Below are 17,868 nucleotides of genomic sequence, written 5' to 3' on the forward strand. Positions count from 1 at the left end.
GATGGTTCAATTCACTAAACAGGCAAAAAGCAACCAAGAGCATCTTCAAACATGGCAAGACCGTGGTTTAACTATTCCTGATCTTGTACGGGCAGACCGCTATTTAAGCTTTATTGGCTACTATCGTTTATCGGCTTATACCATTCCTTTTCAGATAGTAAATAATATTTATTTGTCACCTAACGAGAATGTTCATTTTCCTAAAAGTCAAATTCCTTTTATTTATTTACCCCTTACAGCCCGTATTATTCCTCATAAATACAAAGTAGATACTTCATTTGATGATGTACTCAACCTGTATATCTTTGATCGGGAGTTAAGGCTCTTGGTCATGGATGCGATTGAACGTATCGAAGTCGCTATACGGGCACAAATTTGTAATGTACTGTGCCATCAATCAGGCAATGCCTTTTGGTACACTGATGAACAGCATTTTAATTATAGCTATGCCCACATGCGTTTACTTGCCAGTATTGAACGGCAATTATTAGATGAAAAAGAACGCTTGATACGTGACGAGAAAGCCATTGATAAACGCCCACTCTCGCAAGCTGATAAAGATGCTTTAAAAGACAAAGTGCGTAAAGAAAACTTCTTACGCCACTATTTATCTAAATATGACAGCCCGAAATTACCGCCTTCGTGGATGATGATTGAAATGCTGACTTGGGGTGAACTCAGCCATCTTTATGTTGGACTCAAATCGACTCAAGCCAAAAAACAGATTGCTCAAAACTTAGGAATACATGCCGAAGTTTTAGAATCATGGCTGAAAACCCTGAATGATGTACGCAATATTTGCGCCCACCATAGCCGACTATGGAATAAAGAACATGGGCGCAGCATTAAGATTCCAACTTCAAATGCAATTCAATGGCTTCAACAACCAATCATATTGAGTAATACCGCGATTCGCTATGAGAAGCGTACCTATATGCTTTTGGTGGCAATACAAACCTTACTTTATAAGATCAGCCCAAATTCAACATGGGCAAAACGACTCAAAGATTTAATTGAGCAGTATCCATCACTCTCTAAAGCCAATATGGGAATGCCTGAGTTATGGCATCAAGACCCATTTTGGCAACAGGCATTACAACAGAATTAAAAATTAGGGGAAAAAGCATGAATATTTTGGCAGACAAAGCCCATTACGAAAGTCACTTAGAAGCCTATATTGTGCAAAAACTGCAAGCGCAAGGTTGGGTGGTTGGGCAAAGTAAAAATTATCATACCGAATATGCACTCTATCCCGAAGATTTAATCACATGGATTCAAGCCACACAGCCTGAAAAGTGGGAAAAACTGCAAGCCTTGAATGGCAATAATACCGAAAAACGCATCATCGACCGCTTGGATGATGAACTGAATAAAAAAGGCACAATCCATATCTTTCGTAATGGCTTTAGCATGGCGGGCGCAGGCACAATCGACCTCAGTGAAAGCGCACCCGAAGATGGACGCAATCAAGCTGTCATTGACCGCTATAACGCCAATATTTTACGTGTTGTACCACAACTTAAATATCACCCTTCTAAAGATGCAGGCATTTTAGACCTTGTATTCTTTATTAACGGCTTGCCAATGGCAACGGTAGAAATTAAGACCGAGTTTAACCAGTCTTTAGAAGATGCCATTGAGCAGTATAAAAATGACCGCAAACCGATAGACCCGAAAACAAGACGTAAAGAGCCATTGCTGACACCTAAGCGTGGTGCAATTGTGCATTTTGCTTTGTCTGAATCTGAAATTGCCATGACCACGGCTTTAGATGGTGAAAACACCTATTTCTTGCCGTTTAACAAAGGTAATCAGGGACATGCAGGCAACCCCCCTGCGGATGCAGCCAAAGGTGAAGATTATCCAGTGGCGTATTTTTGGGATTATGTCTGCCAACGTGATAATTGGCTGAAAATATTCCATAACTTTGTCTATGTGGAAAAGAAAAATAAAGTCGATCTATATGGTAATTGGACGGTACAGGAACGCCTGATTTTCCCGCGTTATCATCAATTTGATGCGGTCAATAAAATCATTGCCGATGTGCAAGAAAAAGGCGTAGGACTGAATTATCTGTGTGAACACAGTGCAGGCTCAGGCAAAACATCGACAATCTCTTGGGTGTGTCATTCACTGGTGCGTTTGCGTCACAATGACGGTACACCGTTTTATAACTCCGTCATTGTGGTGACAGACAGAACGGTACTGGATGACCAGTTACAGGAAGCGATTCAACAATTAGACCATCAGAAAGGCTTAATTGCTGCAATTAACCGTGATGACAAAGAACATGCAGGCAAATCGAAAAGCAAACAGCTTGAAGATGCACTGTTGTCCAATAAACAGATCATTATTGTGACCATTCAGACTTTCCCGCATGTGATGGAAGCGATTCTGACCAATACCAGTTTAAGCGACCGTAACTACGGTATTGTGATTGATGAAGCACATACCTCGCAAACAGGCTCAACAGCATCTAAACTGCAAGCGACATTGGCATTGCAGTCGGGTGAAGCAATGGCTAACCTGACTGTTGAGGAATTGCTTGAGCAGATTCAAAAAGCCCGTGTACAGTCCAAAAACATCAGTCACTTTGCCTTTACTGCAACTCCAAAACACTCGACTAAAATGTTGTTTGGGCGCACTAAAAATGGTGAGCCTGCCAGTGATGATAACTTGCCTGAATCCTTCCATCTATATCCGCAACGTCAAGCCATTGAAGAAGGCTTTATTTTAGATGTACTGCAAGGCTACGTGCCTTATAAAACAGCTTTTAAACTCGGCGGTGAAGCTGTTGATGATGATAAACGGGTCAATTCTAAAGCAGCCAAGAAAGCCTTAGCCCGTTGGATGGCTTTACACGCGACCAATGTCACGCAAAAGGTGCAGTTTATTATTCAACACTTTCACCACAATGTTGCCAATTTGCTTAATGGTCAAGCCAAAGCCATGATCGTGACCAGTTCACGCCCTGCGGCAGCACGTTATAAAATTGCCTTGGAAAAATATATTGAAGATAACCCTGAATACAGTGCCTACCGTGTCTTGGTGGCATTTTCGGGTAAGCTCACGGGCAAACAGATTAGCCATGAAGCAGATGGTGATACCGAAAACGGGGCGCTATTTCAAGTTGGTGAAGATGCTGAATTTACCGAAGCCAATATGAATGCCGATGCACCTAATTCTGATTTACGCATCGCATTTGACCGCCCTGAATATCGTTTAATGGTAGTGGCGAATAAATTCCAAACAGGTTTTGACCAACCCAAACTCTGCGCCATGTATCTTGATAAAGTGATTGCCAATGAAGTTGAAGTGGTACAAACCTTGTCACGCTTAAACCGTACCACCACAGGCAAAGATCAAACCTTTGTAATTGACTTTGTAAATGACCCTGAATGGATTTTAAAGTGCTTCAAGAAGTACGACAACGGGGCAAAAATGGTTGATGTACAAGACCCGAATGTGGTTTATACCATCAAAGATAATATTGAAGAACTTGATCTGATTACCGAGGATGATTTGGAGGAGTTTAAAGCAGCTCGTTTTAAAACTATCCGCGATATTAGCAATCATGATTTCAAAGAAACCACACATCCCGACCTGTTTAAAGCAACAGATCGTGTCGCCCGCCTGTTTAACCAAAAACTGAAAATGCTCAAACAGGCGATTGAGCTACAGGAAACCGCATTTGATCAAGCCAAAGCAGACGGCAATGATGAAGGCGCAGAAAAAGCGGAATTTGAGCGCAAGCAGTTAGACGTAGAACTACAAACCTTGATGCGCTTTAAGGGCAATTTGGATAAGTTTAGCCGTATTTATTCCTATGTGGCACAGCTTATTGACTTTGGCGATCCTGAACTTGAAAACTTCTCGGCATTTACCAAGCTCTTATCCAAACGATTAAATGGTATGTCTGCTAAAGAAATTGATATTTCAGGCTTGGTACTGACTGGCTTTGGCATCTTTAAAAAGAAACTTAAAACCGATGATACCGATCATCCCGAAGCGGATGAACCTCAACCATTAGCCCCCATCCAAGGCACAGCGAACGGTGACTTGCAGCCAAACAAAATGACTTATCTCAAAGAAGTGATCGAGCTGATTGCACAGACCTTTGGGGATATTTCTACCCGTGAAGAACAGGTGGTGTACATCAATCATTTAGTAACCATTCTACGAAATAACGATGTAGTTATGGCTCAGATTGAAAATAATCCTGAATCCACAGCCTTGCAAGGCAACCTACCATCGGCAACGAAAGGCGCAATTATTCAAGCACTGACCTCACATCAAGACTTATCAGCATTGTTGCTCAAGACCGATGCACAAGCGATGCAGAACGTGATCAAGGTACTGTATAAGCTGCTAAAAGATGGTGAAACCATTGATGTGCATCGTCTAACATAACGGAGTATGGACATGATTGATATTCTGCAACTGGAAGGTGTACAGCCGATAGATTACCGTAATGAAGATGGCTGTATTATGATTACCGTACAGCCAAGCGGTGAGCATTTGGAAACATGCCCTGAATGCGGTGGACGCTTATATAAGCACGGCCAGCGTATCAATCATTTTGCTGATACCCCCTTGCAGATGCAACCTGTAAAAATTGAGGTGATACGAACACGCTATCGCTGTTCTGAATGCAAAAGCATGATTACCCCTCAACTGAGTTTCTTAGATGAAAAACGTAGAGCGACCCATCGGCTGATTCAGCAAGTACGCAAGCGTTGCTTAGATCGAACCTTTACGCAACTTGCCGAAGATACGGGGGTGGTGGTCAATACCATTAAAAACATTACGCTTGATTTTGTAGAGGAATTAGAACGTGATGTAAAGTTTGAAACCCCAACGATTATGGGTATTGATGAACTCATGCTGATGGGTTCATATCGTTGTGTCATTACTAACCTAGCTATGAACAGCTTGTATGACATGCTGCCCGAAAGAACTCAAGATACCTTGCTACCATACTTCGCCAAACTGCCTGATGCAGACAAAGTAGAATGGATTTGTAATGATATGTGGCGACCCTTCAAAAAGTCATTCCGTCTGCACCTACCAAATGCCAAGTTGGTTATTGATAAGTTTCATGTAGTGAGAATGGCAAGTGAAGCTTTAGACACTGAACGTAAAGCTTTACAAAGTAGTTTGGATCGTGATTCCCGACTGAATATGAAAAAACATTTACGATGGATACTGCTAAGACAACCAAATTCATTGACCGAAGATCAACAAAGAATTTTAGGAAATTTAGAAAAATGGCATCCTGAATTTAAGGAAGCTTATGACCTCAAAGAGCAGTTTTATAATATTTATGAAGCAACAACCAAAGACGATGCCATACAAAGGTTTCATGAATGGGAAAGCAGTATTCCCAAGTATTTAAAGTCTTTTCGTGACGTTGCTAAAACTGTGAATAATAACTTTGAGGATATATTTACCTATTGGGATGCGCCAATAAGAATTACCAATGCTTATACTGAGGGGCATAATGGTATTACAAAGGTCGCAAATCGAATGGGACGAGGAAATACCTTTGAGGTGCTTCGAGCAAAATTGTTATATAACAAAGTGGCTCGATCTATTACAACTTTAAAGACTCCATCATCTTCATTAAAATCAACCAAAGGTTATGAGGGTTTAACTGCATTTCCAACCAAGCAAGAGAAAACTAAGTTGGAATATGGCGCTTATATTCCAACCTTGGTTGAATTGTATGGCGATGATGAAGATTTGGATGAAGAACTAATTTCAACCATATAATGCAAATAGCCGGCTTTAATTGGAAGCATTCGCTAAACATACCTTATCAAGCGCTCCCATGGTAATCCCCCATAAACATAATGCCCATTTAATAAATAATGGACATTATCGGGATATTGAGCAAATAAGAAAAGTAGGGGCAGCGGACGCTTATAGCCATAGTTAATTTAATACCACTCCATAAGACTTTAATCTCATGAACTTTGATCGATAATTTTTTGAAGGAAGTTTGACCTTTAAAAGCTCGTAAAAATTCTCATCATGAGTTGATAAGATAATTTGCCGCCCAAATCGAGTGGAAATATTGCGTAAAAGATCAATAGTAGAAAGAATATTTATAGAGTCCATAGAGTGGATGGGATCATCAATAAGTATAGTTTCTACAGGCCGACCTTCATGCTCTACATGGAGCGCACGAGCTAAGAATATACTTAACTAAGAATATCAAGTTGAGCTGCACTAAAATAAAAAGTAGGGCAAATAACACTATCTTCATCTTCGTGAAGATAGATTTCTAACCTCGGTTTCTCATTTTCAGGAAAAAGACAAACGAAATTGATTGTTTTAAATGACGGATGTGGATCAATTTTAGAGTAAATTTTGTTAATTAATTCAATACTTAGATTGGCATTTGAAGTTCAACACCATGTTGTTGGCATAATACCTGATTCGGACTTTTAAAGCCGAGTCTTTTTCTAGGGCGATGATTAATACGTTGTGTGATTTCTAAAATATATTCATCTGTATAGAGATTTAAATCACTGCCTTTTCTAATATATTGCCTGATTAAGCCATTTGTAATTCATTCGTGCCTCGTTGCCAAGCGCTATAAGGATCAACCAAGCTTCGACGATGATAACCTGACCATTTTTTCCATAGTGTTCTACCTAAATGTTTAACTGTTCGAAGTAATTCATTTCTCTCTTGAGAATGTGCTTTTGTTTCTTTCCAAGGTCTTGCATTTTTTCTGGTGGGAATAACTGCATGAGATTTTCTAGATGAAATCAATTGACGGCGTCGCTTTGTATCATAAGCACCATCAGCATAGACTGAGTCCATTTGTTCTTCTTGTGGAATTTGATCAAGTAAATTATTGAGTACCTGTGAATTGCTGACATTATTTGTGGTGAGTTCTACAGCCCGTATTTGAAGGGTTTCAGCATCTATACCAATATGTAGTTTACGCCATTGGCGACGATATTCAGATCCATGTTTCTTGCATTTCCATTCACCTTCACCTAGGAACTTCAAGCCAGTAGAGTCCACGAGTAGATGGAGACCATCACCACTTTTTTGATAGCCAACCGCAATATCGATATGTCTTTGTCTTCTGCACAGTGTGGAGTACGAATATCACTGTTATTCGGAGCTATCCAATCTAATCCGCAAAGCTTAATCAGACTTTGGACAAAACCAGTAACCATTCGCAAAGACAATCTAAATAGAGACTTAATCATTAAGCAGCATTGGATAGCTGCGTCAGAGTAAGTTTGATTTCGTCCGTGTTTGCCCTGTGGGTGAGCGTACCATTGAGTCGTAGGATCAAACCAAATCGAGATATTTCCTCAATTTATTAATGCTCGGTTATAAGCAGACCAATTCGTTGTGCGGTAGATTTTAGGTGTCGGCTTCTTCATGTGAAAATTATATTGCTAAAGAAGGCTTTAAGAATACCTCCTCTTGCAGATATTTTTTCAAAAACTCTTGAAAAAACAACATAAAGGATTAAAAGGTTAAATACTTTCAACTAAAATATTATAATCAAATGACTCTATTCCCCTTAAAAAAATAGAATTTATGTATATAGTTTTAAAAATGGTTTATTGATCTTTAATCATTCAAAATCCAAATTATTGTATTTCCAGAAATAACATAATTAAAAAATTAATTATAACCACTTTATAAAAATATTATCAACTTTTTTCGCAAAAAAATATTTTCAAACATACAATTAGAGAAAAGCACTCCATCAAACATTCATAATTTAACCTATTTTAAAACACCATAAACTGTATTTTAAATTATTTTACTTAAGAGATAAAATCTATTTTCATAAAATAATTATGAAGTTAAAATTAATTTTTTGGATAATTTTATCAAATAATTTTCCAGTATTATATAAATCATTATTTAAACTATTTTTAATAAAAACAATGAATTATACAAAAAAACAACTTGCATTAAATTTTAAAAAAACATATTATTCGTCAAAGTTATTCAAAATTAATTTTATATATGGTCAAGACAATCAAATAAGTTAGAGGTAGTTTTTATAATTCAGTAATTTCAATTGCAGAATGGGCAAGGGATAACAACTTCTCCTCCAATCTTGTATATATAATATTAAAAAAATAAAGTCCCACAACGTAGTAAAATTCATAAAATAGCAATAAAGTTAGGAATCAAGGAATATACATTAAAAATTTAAGTTAATATTTTAATTTAAATAAGTATAAAATATTATATAGGAACAATACAAAAATGAATAAATTAGACATTCGAAACATTACTTCAGTTAAAACATCTTCTAATCACACTATCAAAGCAAGATACTTGAACATTCCTAACTTTGATCTCAATAATAAACTGTGCTTTGAATTGCATGCAATGTTTCTGTTTAATTCAAAAGATAGAGCACAATCGTCAGGTCACCTATTGAATCAAGCAATTGAAAATTTCTTTATATTCATCAACCTATACAATACAAACCAACCACTTAAACTGAAAGTAGATTCACTTTCAAAAGTACAATTTGAAAACTTTAAGGCTTTTATAAGACACTGCCAAAAAAACAAAATTACTCTGGAAATGGCATCAAAACTCAAAGCAGCAATTGTTGATTTTGCTGAAAAAACAAAGTTAATACCAATCCCTTTATTACCTAATGTTACTGCTTTTAAAAGCAAGAACAAGCCAACAGAGCCTTTAGATGAAAATTGTTATAATGATTTGACACAAACCTTAACATTAGAAATTGATCGCCTTTATGAAAAAGTTAATTTCATTGAAAAGGTTAAAAAAGCAGAGCCATATACCTTATCAGAAGCTCTTTTAGAAATATCTCCCCCCATGACTAAAGAGCGCATTTTTGCATGGTATGAGATGATACTTAGTAAAGAGATCATTAATAAATTTACTGTAAGAAGTCTATCTGTAAAACTAAAAAATTGCATCGATACTGAGCTGTTAGAATTAATGCAACAACCTGATTCTACAATGCTCGAAAAATTCAAAGTTATTTATGAAAGAGATAAAAAGTTAATAGATACTTCTCAAATAATCCTAAAATTAAGGAAGCAGGAAGGATTTGGATTATGCAATTGGAATTTCGATGTTGTAAGAGGATTAAAAACATTAATTGCTAATGGCTATCCAATGCAAAAGACTTTAGATGAAATTGATACAAAATATTCGGCTGAATCTTGCATTAAGATAGGAGAGTGTGAAGATATTATCCAACTATTGATCTTACGAATATCTCGTTCACCACAAAAATATAAGCACCCAGAAATAAAAAATTGGGATGATTTTCTAGGAATGTATTTTCCTTCTATGATTGATTCAGCTGCAATTTACTTAATGCTAGCACTTCAGACAGGGTGGAACAAAGAAACTATTTTAGCAATTAATCCAAACAATTATGAGCATGTATTAAGCGGTACTTTAAATGAAAATCAATCTATTATCTTCTCAGAAAAGCATAGAAGCCAAGATTCTACCCTTCCCTATATTAACGCTAAGGAATTTATAGCTCCAAGTAATAAGGAGGATAAATATTCAATCTATAATATTATTCAATTAGCAAAAAATATTACTTTACCGCTTGAAAAATATTCCTTTGATTATATTCATATGCATCATCAAAAAGATGATTTAAACCCACTATTTCTATGTCTTAGATATTGGGCTGACTGGGTGTCTAAAGGAGGAAGACATACTTCAATATCGCAGAATAAAGCCTTCCAAACAGCGATTAAACATTTTATAAACAAACATAAAATTGAAGAAAATGGCAAGCAAATTTCAGCAATTGGTGATCTCACCCTGAGACTTCGAGTTACTTGGATTCAAATCAAACGTAAAGAGCTTCCTTTAACAGTGATTAGACTAATACAAGGACATAACACCAAAGATACTACTGATCGATATTACGATAATTCTGGCGTAGCAAAACAAGATAGGAAAAGACGATTAAGAATTGAACAAGAAAAAGTCATAGCTTTACTTAGAAATAGAGAATTCAAAGGAATTATTGGAGCAAAAGCAAATCAAGATGCAAGCACAAATCATGGATTAAAGATTTTTCACATCCCTGGACAAAGAAATAACTTATGGGGATGCTTTAATCAATATGAACCTACATGGAATGGTTCAGAAAATAAAATTTCCAATGGTGAAAAATGTTATTCAATTCAAAATTGTATTTTCTGTAAACAAGTTCGGCTTTTTGAAGAATCCGTTCCCTATCTCATGGAAAGGCTTCAACATATCAATGATTTAATGACTGATATCTATGAATCTGACTCAACACTAAATGAAGAAAAATTAATTATTGAGTCTATTTTAGATAATTGGAATGATGATGATCACATTAGAGAATCCGTAAGGTACCAAAGAAAAAATGCACCTTTGCTACCTAGAAACTTAAATGATTTAAAAGTAATTTTTGAGGACAATTATGATTGATCTTGATGAATATTTTACCATTGAATCGTTACAGAAAGATCAGAGTAATATCGCTGATGAGGAATTCAAGCATATTTTAGAGACTACAGGGGGGGAAATGGCTAGTTCTGTCATTTCACTTTCTGTAAAACTAAGTGAATATCCTGATGAAGACATTCCTATTTCCGAATATTCTTTATATAAAGACAATATATGGTTACTCGAATACACGACTGGCAAAAATCCTACAAAGATTTACTTTTACAATGAAGACAAAAAATACAATGGTCTTAAACGAGCATTACTGTATTACCTAATCCCAGATTTTTGCATTTTTGGCAATATCAAAAGTTACAGCACCACCAAATCTTATGCTCAAATTTTTAATACTTTCATTTCCTATGTTTTTAAACACAATCATTTGTCTCCAGATGACCCATCTGATATTAATTGTATTACTCCAGCAATGTTAAATGAGGCACTTGATAGAGCAAAAAATAATAATGATGCTGTAAGACATTACTCTTCACTATTTCGCATAATTAGATTATGGCTATCATTATCTTCTCAAGGAGCTATACCCAAAATATATAGGATAAATATAGATCCCACATCTGTTGATAATAAAAAAAGGCACAAGGATGTTGTTAATCATTTTCAGGGCACATTATCTACATGGCTTCCATTTTCTCAGGATGAACTTTCAAAATTAATAGAATATTCGCTATTTTGGCTTGAGATTGCATTACCCCAATTAATAAAAGTACGTAATTATCTTAGTGAAATAGCTTTAACCAAAAATAGCAAGGCTAATTTTTATTGTTCGAAGCCTGATAAAGAGTTTGAGAAGAATACAAATATTACAATTAATAAAATCAATATAATGTCAAGCATTAGTAATTATAATAAAAACAACCTTAAAAATCATCAAAAACCCTACTGCTATACATGGAAAAATCAATATGCGGTAGCTCTAGATCATGTGAGAAATGCTCTGTTTATACTTATTGGTCTCACTATAGGAATGAGAGCTAGAGAAATTGGCCAAACCAAGTTAGCTGATATCTACAAAGATAATAACGATGAATATTGGATCAACATTACAAGGTTCAAAACAACTAATGACCCAAATTATCTAGGTGAAACAGAATTAATGCCTGTTCCTTATTTTATCGGTGACTGCGTAGATTCCTTTAGACATTTAAAGAGCTTATCTGACTTTAATAAGAATGGTTATTTATTTCAGTCAAACAAAAGCAGAAAGATTCTAAATAATTTCACAAATTCACAAATTACGCTCATCACAAATGAGATTAGACAATTTACTGGAGTAGAAAGAGTTCATAATCATAGATTTAGAAAAACTGTAGCTGAAATCTTAATTAATCAAAGTGAAAGGAATATAGATTTAATACGAATGTTATTTGGTCATGAAAGCTATGCAATGACACTGAAATATATATCTAGAAACCCATTTATGGTTAGCACAATTGCAGAAGCGATTGAAGTAAATTTTACGGAGGATTTTCATGAGATAGTAAGAAGCATTAGAGATGAGTCTTATTCGGGGAGATCGGCCGAAAGAATTGCTAACGCAATGATCACTATTCCAGAAAAGTTTGTTGGAAAGCAACTTAAACTCCAAATCATGAATTATGTATCACATATGCTTTCTAGTGGAGAAATGTTATTTATCCACAGATCCGCTTTAGGCACCTATTGTATTCATAGCGGTAAAATAGAAAAAGATGCCCCCCTTCCATGTCATGTAGAAAAAGATAATTCAGACCAATTTTTAATCCCTGATGTGAATAATTGCCAACTGGATTGCCAATATTGTGTTGTCCTAGAAAAATCCAGGAAAGCTATTTCTGACAACATTAACTTTTACCACCGTGTTTTAGAGTCTACTGATAACATTGGCAAGAAAGCAGAAGCAATGATTCGCAATAAACTCGCAGCAAATGAAAAACACCTAGAAAACTTAGATATGAATCATTATAAAGTTAAGAAGGCTCGTAAAATGGATATAGTACAATTATGAGCTCAATACTAACTAGATCTAAAATTATTAATGCTATCATTGAAGAAAAGGTGAAGAACCCTAGCATTAAATTAAAAATACAGGATATCTGTTCAATCGTAGAAATATCTAGACAGGCATTTAATAGATATTATTCTGATTTAAAACCCTATATAAGCAGTGAAAAACCTATTAGTGAGTTAATTAAAGGTGAGGATGAAATTTCTTACAATCGCTTATTATCTAGCTATCAGTCAAGAATTATTGAACTGCAGAATAAACTTAATGAAATTAAAGAAAATAATCGCAAAGAAATAGCTAATATAGAAAATAGTTTGACAACGTCAATGATGAATAATGATCTTACTTTATATGATGTAGATTCTATTAGATTACAGTTGCAGAAACAAAGCTTACATAATGAAAAATTACTAGATAAGATCAATTTTTTACAAACAGAATTGAGCAAACAACAAATAAGAAAAGTTAGTGAATCTGTAACCACTTCATTCTCTACCAAACATGACGTTTTGGACGAAAATTTTGAGTTAATTTTTAAAAATTATACAGATAATCATGATATTGATGCTTTTGAAGAGGAAAAAGAAAGTGCTATTAATCGTATGATAACAAAGTTAAATAAATTTTCCATCAATAGAGAAGTTATCATCATCATATTTATGGAAAGATATCTATGTAGTTTTAATAAATTTGTCCAACGTTATGTATTCGATTCAGATACCTTTCATTTGTTTGTCAAACTCCCAGTACACTCAAGATCAGAATTAAAATTAATCTTGAAGAAGCTAAACAACCAACCAACAATACAAATCTATATTCCTCATTCAGAGTCAGAGACCATCATTAAAACACAGCGTCAATTTTTTTTTCAAAAATATCCCTGAGATGGAATTACAGGCAGCTGATAAACCATTCATACCTTCAGTGCAAGATGGCTTCAAAAAAGTATGCCAATATCGAATCAATCAGGGGGACTAATGATAAAAATACAGTCCACACTGATCGAATATAAAAGTGTTGATACACTTAATGATAGTCAGCATTATGTTTTAAAAGCTTTATTACCCGATGACAAAAAAATTCTACTCAGCCATCCTAATTTATTTCTATACTATGAAACAAATGGAGTCATTAACACCTCCAAAAGATATGCAAATGTCATATCTCAATTCTATTCATATTTATCTACTCAGGAAAAATTCCATAATATTGATGTTAGTAAATATCATGTTATTGCTGATAACAGCGACATCAGAAAATGGCAAATTTATCGCCAAATAAAACGAGTTCAAAAACAGTCTATTAGACCCACTTCAGCGACAATTTTTGAAGATGCAAAGATTATTTTAAATTACTTCAAATGGCTAAATAATGTTGGTTATATAACAAATGTATCTATACAACATAAAGACTGGATTGCTGATTTCAAAAGTGAAAGAATGCTTAATTATATTCAACAAAAAGCTAAACAGATCTTAGATACTAAAAATATAAAAACTCTAGATAAAGAAAGACGACAAAGCTCTTCAAAGTCTCTTATCACAAATCGAGAAATTAGGGCTTTGATTGATGCTTATACTGATCCCGCCTATTCTGCCTTATTTAAGCTTTCTCTAGGTACTGCTATGCGCCCTATGGAACTGGTCCAATTTCCATACCTTGGAAATGGCGAGAATAAACATATAATGCCCTATTCTGAGATGGATAAAGATAAAAGTACCATAGAATTTAAAGTAATAGGCAAAGGAAATAAACATCGAAAAGTTAGAGTTAATATCAATGATCTAAAAGAACTGGACGATACTTATATCAAGCCTTTTTATAATGAAAGAAGAAAATTATATCGAGAAAAATATGGTGTTGAATGCCCACCTTCAATCTTATTTTTAAATAAATCAGGCAAACCTATAACACCTATAATGATTTCTAGACGCTCAAATGATGCCAAATTAAAAGCAAAGAAATCATACTCAGATTTTAGAGAAAAAATTACGTTTTATGAAGCTAGGCATTGGTGGCCCACTATGTTTGCAATTGAATTTTTTAAGGCAAAGCTTCTCAATGATTCCTCAGAAGTTATTTATGCAGCTTTTGCAGAAGCATTAAGAAATCAGATGGGGCATGATGACTTAGAAACCACTTATAAGAATTACATCGATATGGCAAGACTAGTCTATTCAGCACACTGTGGCACTATTCATGAGTTGCTTATATCACCTCAAAAGACAGTTCAAGAGAGACTTGAAGAAATGGAACCTAAAAGTATATCTAAATAATTGTTTGTTAGGAAAAAAATTAGAAATCACTTTACCACATTGTAATAGCCCCCAATTAAAACGGACACTTATGAATTAAGACCTAGTCATAGCACTAGGGTTAGGGAGTGTTTTATGGAACGTATTGAAGTTATTACATCAGTTCAGCGTCGTCGACGTTATTCAGGTCAGGAAAAAGCCCAATTTGTTGCCATGACCATGCAACCAGGCTCATCCGTTTCTTCTGTTGCCAGACAGTATGGCATCTCGCCAAGTTTGCTGTTTAAATGGAAAAGACTTATGCAGGATGGTGGAGTCACTGCCGTGGAAGCCAATGATCAAGTTGTTAGTGTATCTGACTATAACTCGCTGTTAAAAAAGGTCAAACAACTGGAGCAAATGCTGGGCCGTAAAACTGTAGAGGCTGAAATTCTCAAAGATGCCTTAGAGATTGCCCAAGCAACAAAGTACATATCGCACATGCCCTTCTTAGCACGCGACGATACCCAACACAACAAATAGTGCATACCTTGGGGGTGTCGAGATCTAATCTTTATCGGCGATTGAAGCAGCCAGATGCTGCTTCTCGTTTACGATACTGTAAGACTGATGATATGGCTTTATTGCCCATCATTCGGGAGATCTGTGATCAACGGCCGAGTAATGGCTATCGGCGTGTGACTGCTCATTTAAACCGTTATCTGAAACAGCATGTGATGAAACTTGCCCGGGGCAACCCTAAACGTATTTACCGGATTATGAAGCAGAATCAGTTGCTTCTCACGCGAGCTGAGCCATTAAGAATGATCGGACGCATGATGGGAAAGTTGCAGTATCTGTTTCAAACAGCCGCTGGTGTTCAGATGGCTTTGAGATCAAGTGCTGGAATGGCGAGAAAGTACGGGTAATCTTTAGCCTGGATTGCTGCGATCGGTAAATCATGAGTTATCTTGCAACCACCACGGGCATCAGTAGTGACATGGTGTGTGATGTACTTGTACAGAGCATGGAAAAACGCTTTGGTGCAGTCAGTTATTTGCCTCAGCCAGTTGAATGGCTGACAGATAATGGCAGTTGTTATATTGCGAAATCGACACGGCAATATGCACATGCACTTGGCTTTCAGATCTGTACCACACCGATTAGAAGTCCACAGAGCAACGGGATGGCGGAAGCATTTGTGAAGACATTCAAACGGGATTACGTTTATGTTAATGATGTTCCAGATGCTGCAACTGTGCTTAACGCTTTGCCATTATGGATAGAAGATTACAATTGCAATCATCCACATAGTGGATTAAAAATGAAATCCCCTCGGGAATTTCTGTCGCTAAAATTAGCGAGTTAACTGTCCGTTTTTACGGGGGCTAATACAAGTAACTAGCACCTCTTAGGTGAATACATTTTCGCCTAATTGGGTCTCCAACTTTATTAAGCCACTACATGATATCTAAATTAATCAAACGTCCTATTTATTAAGACAATCTTAATAGAGAAAAAATAAGGCTAAGGGTACTAAAGTTCATAATGGATTTATTTTTTAAATCAGAAACTTATGATATAAATAATTTATACAAGAATTTACTGACTTTAAATAGCATAACTTATGTACTTATCAAACATAAAACTTTGGAACTTTAGAAAATACGGTAAAGTTACCACTACATTTGATCTAACAAAACCTAATTTAGACCTTAACTTTACAAAAGGTCTTAATGTGCTAATTGGTGAAAATGATTCGGGAAAAACAGCAATCATAGATGCCATTAAATTGGTTTTAAAAACTCATAGCTACGATTACATCAAGGTAGAAGATAAAGATTTTTTTGATGGCTCTACACGATTTAGAATTGAACTTGAATTTTGTGGCTTAACTGATGATGAAGCTAAAAATTTTACAGAATGGTTAGGATGGAAAGGTACTGGAGCTGATACCCAAACATTTTTAAAGTTAAATTATGATGTTACGCGTAATAAAAACAAAATTAATCCATCAGATGTAAAGGCAGGTACAGACTCAGAGGGTTATTTACTAACAGCCGAAGCTAAAGAATATCTTAAAACAACATATTTAAGACCTTTAAGAGATGCCGAAAATGAGTTAGTTTCAAAACGAAACTCTCGGCTTTCCCAAATTTTATTGGGTGATCCTACTTTTAAAAACAAAGAGCAAAATCATGAACTTGTTCATATGTTTGAAGGTCTGAATACAAATTTAAAAAAATATTTTAAAGGTGAAGAAATAAGTTTTATAGATAAAGATGGTAATACTGCAACAGAAACTTATGAAGATGGAAAAGCAATTAAAGATAAAATTGATGGTTACATTAAAGATTTCTATAACGAAGGTATTTTTACTGAATTTAATGTTTCTGCAACAGAACTAAAAAGTATTTTAGAGAAATTTTCTCTTTTTTTAGAATCACAAAGAAATGTAGGTTTAGGAACTTTAAATCGACTTTTTATGGCAGCGGAGTTGCTTCACCTAAATAAAGAAGATTGGCATGGTTTACGTTTAGGATTGATTGAAGAACTAGAAGCACACCTACACCCTCAAGCTCAAATGCAAGTGATTGAAGCTTTACAAGGACAAACAAATATTCAATTAATTCTTTCAACACATAGCCCTAATTTAGCGTCAAAAGTTCCACTGGAAAATTTAATTCTATGTAATAAAGGCAATGCTTTTCCTTTAGGGAAAGAATACACAATGCTAAAGCCTGATAGTTATAAATATCTAGAAAAATTTCTCGACACCACTAAGTCAAACCTATTCTTTGCTAAAGGAGTAATTCTAGTAGAGGGATGGGCGGAAGAAATTTTAATTCCAAGTTTTGCTAAAGCTATAGAAATTGATTTAACAGCCAAAGGTATATCTGTCGTAAATATTGGTGGTGTTGGATTTCAACACTTTGTCGATATTTTTCTTCGAAAGCAAGAACCTCATATGACTATTCCTGTTGCAGTGATTACAGATTCCGATGTAAGAACTTATGAAAAAGTTGGCGAAGACTACAACCCCAAATCATCTAAAGTACTAGAAAGTGAAATAACTAATAAACTAAAAGAAATTAATGAAAAAACGAATCAAAATGTTAAATATTACGCTGCTGAGCAATGGACTTTAGAATT

8 protein-coding genes and 3 pseudogenes are annotated in these 17,868 nt (G+C 35.3%); 10 read left to right on the plus strand and 1 reads right to left on the minus strand.

Translation table 11 applies throughout. The annotated features are described in order from the left end of the window. The first annotated feature begins 1 nt into the window (after position 1). Genes AVJ19_RS13595 through AVJ19_RS13605 form a run of 3 tightly spaced genes read left to right on the plus strand, consistent with a single transcriptional unit; the run spans position 2 to position 5,772 of the window. Positions 2-1,108 (plus strand): Abi family protein, encoded by a 1,107-nt coding sequence (locus tag AVJ19_RS13595; RefSeq protein WP_111860220.1) that lies wholly within the window; start codon positions 2-4, stop codon positions 1,106-1,108. 17 nt (positions 1,109-1,125) lie between these two features. Continuing rightward, positions 1,126-4,410 carry a type I restriction endonuclease subunit R gene (locus tag AVJ19_RS13600; RefSeq protein ID WP_111860221.1) on the plus strand — a complete coding sequence of 1,095 codons (3,285 nt, stop codon included), beginning with the start codon at positions 1,126-1,128 and terminating at the stop codon, positions 4,408-4,410. A gap of 12 nt (positions 4,411-4,422) precedes the next feature. Further along, entirely contained in the window at positions 4,423-5,772 is a 1,350-nt protein-coding gene (locus AVJ19_RS13605; RefSeq protein ID WP_111860227.1) for an ISL3 family transposase, read from the plus strand. A 786-nt stretch (positions 5,773-6,558) separates the two neighbouring features. Here the strand turns inward: AVJ19_RS13605 and AVJ19_RS13610 are convergent. Beyond that, positions 6,559-7,409 (minus strand): annotated as a pseudogene (locus AVJ19_RS13610) (IS5 family transposase). Positions 7,410-8,055: 646 nt separating this feature from the next. Between AVJ19_RS13610 and AVJ19_RS22795 the strand changes: the two are divergent. From AVJ19_RS22795 to AVJ19_RS13645, 7 genes and pseudogenes are all read left to right on the plus strand, one after another. Continuing rightward, a pseudogene (locus tag AVJ19_RS22795) lies at positions 8,056-8,200 on the plus strand (DNA-binding protein). Between the two features lie 53 nt (positions 8,201-8,253). Further along, complete coding sequence (locus tag AVJ19_RS13620; protein ID WP_111860222.1) at positions 8,254-10,458, plus strand: hypothetical protein; 2,205 nt, start codon at positions 8,254-8,256, stop codon at positions 10,456-10,458. Further along, complete coding sequence (locus AVJ19_RS13625; protein ID WP_111860223.1) at positions 10,451-12,481, plus strand: tyrosine-type recombinase/integrase; 2,031 nt, start codon at positions 10,451-10,453, stop codon at positions 12,479-12,481. The genes AVJ19_RS13620 and AVJ19_RS13625 overlap by 8 nt, the downstream gene beginning before the upstream one ends. Further along, the gene (locus AVJ19_RS13630) at positions 12,478-13,365 is read left to right on the plus strand and encodes a hypothetical protein (RefSeq protein WP_111860224.1); all 888 of its coding nucleotides are present in this window, start codon (positions 12,478-12,480) and stop codon (positions 13,363-13,365) included. Before AVJ19_RS13625 ends, AVJ19_RS13630 begins: the two co-directional genes overlap by 4 nt. Positions 13,366-13,458: 93 nt before the next feature. Next, complete coding sequence (locus AVJ19_RS13635; protein WP_111860225.1) at positions 13,459-14,757, plus strand: site-specific integrase; 1,299 nt, start codon at positions 13,459-13,461, stop codon at positions 14,755-14,757. 114 nt (positions 14,758-14,871) lie between these two features. After that, positions 14,872-16,084: pseudogene (locus tag AVJ19_RS13640) on the plus strand (IS3 family transposase). 258 nt (positions 16,085-16,342) lie between these two features. Then, on the plus strand, positions 16,343-17,868 hold a 1,526-nt coding region (locus AVJ19_RS13645; RefSeq protein WP_111860228.1), incomplete at its 3' end, for an ATP-dependent nuclease.

Origin of the sequence: Acinetobacter sp. CFCC 10889 (assembly GCF_003268395.1) — a bacterium.
GTDB lineage: Bacteria > Pseudomonadota > Gammaproteobacteria > Pseudomonadales > Moraxellaceae > Acinetobacter.